This window comes from Moorena bouillonii PNG (genome assembly GCF_001942495.1).
Taxonomy (GTDB): Bacteria; Cyanobacteriota; Cyanobacteriia; order Cyanobacteriales; family Coleofasciculaceae; genus Moorena; species Moorena bouillonii.
In genome coordinates this window covers 7,617,284-7,620,958 of sequence record NZ_MKZS01000001.1, presented here as the reverse complement: position 1 = coordinate 7,620,958, position 3,675 = coordinate 7,617,284, and the positions used below count along the sequence as shown (strand labels likewise).

The window sequence follows — 3,675 nt, the reverse complement described above, 5'->3', positions numbered from 1 at the left end:
ATCGGGAATCGGGAATCGGGAATCGGGAATCGGGAATCGGGAATCGGGAATCGGGGAAAACAATCCTGCTAAAAGTCCCCCTTATTAAGGGGGATTTAGGGGGATCAATTTGTACCTTATGATATATTTTTTTAGGTAAAATATATAGCAATTTTCATGATAATGAAGTCCACAATATTTTTATCCTCTTAGCTCTTAGTTCTTACCTCGTTTGACTTCACCGCTCCCTACTCCCGACCAGTTTTTTACAAAACTTTTCAAAATATGTTATAATGAAGGTTTTTTTTATGCTACACTATAAAAGTGGGCGCTGAGACGCCCGGAGTCAAGAGCTAGCCCAACGAGAGTGCAATATCCACGGGCTAGCTCTGGCTCCCCTACAAAAGGAGATAGTTTGATTATGAGTTATTCTGAACGCCTTCACCCGTGGGTGGTCATTAGGCTGTTACCCGAAATGCAGCGGATAGTCGTTGCTCGCTTCCGAAACCGGTCGGATGCAGAGGGACATTTATGGGCCCTGAAACGATTAATGCCTGATGCCGAATTTATAATTGTTTTTGACGTCGGTAATCTAGACCTCGGTAATCCAATGGATGAGGAATCCTAGGGGTATTGCAGCGGTCAGTGGTCAGCCTTCAGCCGTCAGCAGTCAGCAGTCAGCGGTCAGTGGTCAGCCTTCAGCCTTCAGCGGTCAGTGGTCAGCGTGGCACAGGCTTCTAGCCTGTGAGTTAACCCATAAGCTGATTACTGATTACTGATTACTGATTACTGATTGCTGATTACTAATTACTGTTCGCGTAGCGCTTAAGCTGATTGCTAAAAGCTGATTGCTGATTGCTGATTACTGATTACTGATAGCTGATAGCTTACCAGCAGCAAACAACTCTGGTGTAGTATGTCACAATGAACCAGATAAATCTCTATCGAACTATTATATTAATACTATTATGACTAAGTTTGTCTTCATCACTGGAGGGGTTGTATCCAGTATTGGCAAGGGGATTGTTGCTGCTAGCTTGGGACGTTTACTCAAATCCCGGAACTATTCCGTTTCTATTCTTAAACTAGACCCCTATATTAACGTAGATCCGGGCACCATGAGTCCCTACCAACATGGAGAAGTGTTCGTAACATCAGACGGTGCTGAGACAGATTTAGATTTAGGTCACTATGAACGCTTCACCGATACCTCCGTCTCTCGCCTGAACAGTGTCACGACTGGCTCGATTTATCAAGCCGTAATCAATAAAGAACGTCGCGGTGACTACCAGGGGGGGACAGTGCAGGTGATTCCCCACATTACCAATGAAATAAAACAGCGCATTCATCGAGTTGCCAAAAATTCCAATCCTGATGTGTTGATTACAGAAATTGGTGGCACATTGGGGGATATTGAATCCCTACCGTTTTTGGAAGCAATTCGTCAATTCCGTAAGGATGTCGGGCGCAATAACGTACTTTATATGCACGTCACCCTATTACCTTGGATTCCTGCGGCTGGAGAAATAAAAACTAAGCCAACCCAGCACTCCGTAAAGGAATTGCGTGCTATTGGGATTCAACCAGATATTTTAATTTGCCGATGCGATCGCGCTTTGCCACCCGGATTAAAAGATAAAATATCAGCATTCTGTGATGTACCAGTAGAGTCAGTTATTTCTGCACAGGACGCCAGCAGTATCTACGAAGTCCCCCTAATGCTAGAAAAAGAAGGACTGGCTCAGCAAACCCTAGAGTTATTCCAGATGGAACAACGGGAACCGGATTTAACCCATTGGCAGCGGTTAATTGAGCGTTTGCATAATCCCACTCACCACCTTGAAATTGCCATTGTTGGTAAGTATATCAAACTAACTGATGCCTATCTATCCGTTGTGGAAGCGTTGGAGCATGCTGCGATCGCAAAGGATACCAAAATCAAAATACACTGGGTTAGTGCTGAGGATGTGGAAACTTACGGCCCTGAATCCTTCCTAAACGGTTTTAACGGTATCCTTATTCCTGGAGGCTTTGGGATTCGGGGAGTAGATGGCAAAATTCAGGCCATTCGGTATGCTAGGGAAAATCAGATTCCCTTGCTGGGCTTATGTTTAGGGATGCAGTGTTCAGTAGTTGAATGGGCAAAGCACGTAGCCCTCTTAGAAGAAGCCCATAGTGCCGAGTTTTTCACTGATACCAAGAATCCCGTCATTCATCTATTGCCAGAGCAACAAGATGTAGTGGATTTAGGCGGTACCATGCGTTTAGGGCTCTACCCATGCCGTATAGCACCCAATACTCTAGCATCTTCCCTCTACCAAGAAGAAGTCATTTATGAGCGCCACCGCCACCGGTATGAATTTAATAACGCTTATCGCAACCTATTTCTAGAAACAGGTTATGTGATTAGTGGGACTTCTCCCGATGGTCGCCTCGTGGAAATAATTGAATTGAAACAACACCCCTTCTTTATTGCCACTCAGTTCCACCCAGAATTTAGCTCCCGTCCCAGTCATCCCCATCCATTGTTTGTGGGATTTGTGCAAGCTAGCCTTGACAAAGGACAGGTTAAACAGTCTAGTACTAACGGCAGTACTAGCCAAAACCAGCAATCCGTTGCGGAAGTAAGCTCCTAAGTATGTGATGTCACATATGTTGCATATTAGGGTAGTAATGACATCATGCCGGATAATTACCCTCCATCAAAAGATGATTCCACAGAAATTATCCGGCTCTGAGGAATAAATCCCTGAAATATGACTTAGCTTGATCAGCAGCTAGGCACAAGTGAAGTACCCCAACCCACACGAAGTAGGTTGGGGCTTCCAACTTGCGCTCAATTCAGGGACAGTCTTAAGAGAATAAAGAATTAAGAATTAAGAATGAAGAATTAAGAATGAAGAATTAAGAATTAAGAATTAAGAATTAAGAATCCAATTCTAAATTCTTAATTTTTCCTATCCTGGTTAACTATTTATCCTTTAATAAATAACTAGTAACCAGTAACCAGTGTTAATTAACAACAACTAACCAGTAATCTCAATAACAATAGCAATCCTAAATGAATTGTGATCATTTTTGTTCCCAGATCCGCTGTTCCCTATTCCCTGTTCCCTTTGCGAAAGTGATTAACTCGAATCATTCGCGTAGGGTGGCCAAAGGCCATCGAATTGGTAATTGCTAGTATTACCAACCCGTTATCCCAATAAGGAGGTTTTGTGAGTTACTGGATAAAAGTTAATTACGATCATCGAGAATATGTCATTGATCTGGACCGGCTTAGTACATTCACCCATGGTCCCAACGGAAAAATAACCTTCTGGTTACCCGATAGTACTATCCCCATTATTGTCAACCGTCAAAATGACCCAGACGGTTATCAACGAGTGGTCAACTACATTCAAAAGTTATCAGCACGATCACCTAATGGTTTTTGGATTACATTCAGTTATGAGCGTCATGATTATATCCTTGACCTCAACAAAATCAGTAGTTTTTGTCACTACCCAAATCAGAGATTAACCTTTTGGTTACCTGACAGTTCCATGCCCATCATTATTAGCGAACAAAAATATCCAGACATTTATCATAAGATAATAGACTATATTGAACAAAAAACTGGCTACCTACTAACGTAATTATAGAATTAAGAATTAAAAATTAAAAATTAAGAATTAAGAATTGAGAATTGAGAAT

Annotated in this window: 4 protein-coding genes; all 4 read left to right on the top strand. The window is 42.3% G+C overall.

All coding sequences use genetic code 11. The features are described from left to right. Nucleotides 1-400 precede the first annotated feature (400 nt). Nucleotides 401-607 (top strand): hypothetical protein, encoded by a 207-nt coding sequence (locus BJP37_RS31080; RefSeq protein WP_075904719.1) that lies wholly within the window; start codon nt 401-403, stop codon nt 605-607. Next, complete coding sequence (locus tag BJP37_RS41745) at nt 594-758, top strand: hypothetical protein (protein WP_198954234.1); 165 nt, start codon at nt 594-596, stop codon at nt 756-758. The genes BJP37_RS31080 and BJP37_RS41745 overlap by 14 nt, the downstream gene beginning before the upstream one ends. A 189-nt stretch (nt 759-947) precedes the next feature. Next, nucleotides 948-2,615, top strand: a complete 1,668-nt coding sequence (gene pyrG, locus BJP37_RS31075; protein WP_075904717.1) for a CTP synthase — start codon at nt 948-950, stop codon at nt 2,613-2,615. A gap of 582 nt (nt 2,616-3,197) precedes the next feature. Beyond that, on the top strand, nt 3,198-3,617 hold the full coding sequence (locus BJP37_RS31070) for a hypothetical protein (protein WP_075904714.1): 420 nt from the start codon (nt 3,198-3,200) through the stop codon (nt 3,615-3,617). The last annotated feature ends 58 nt before the right edge of the window (nt 3,618-3,675 follow it).

Excerpts from the sequence above, each read along its gene's own strand:
- BJP37_RS31080 (WP_075904719.1), top strand. The coding sequence starts at position 401 with ATGAGTTATTCTGAACGCCTTCACCCGTGGGTGGTCATTAGGCTGTTA.
- BJP37_RS41745 (WP_198954234.1), top strand. The coding sequence starts at position 594 with ATGAGGAATCCTAGGGGTATTGCAGCGGTCAGTGGTCAGCCTTCAGCC.
- pyrG (WP_075904717.1), top strand. The coding sequence starts at position 948 with ATGACTAAGTTTGTCTTCATCACTGGAGGGGTTGTATCCAGTATTGGC.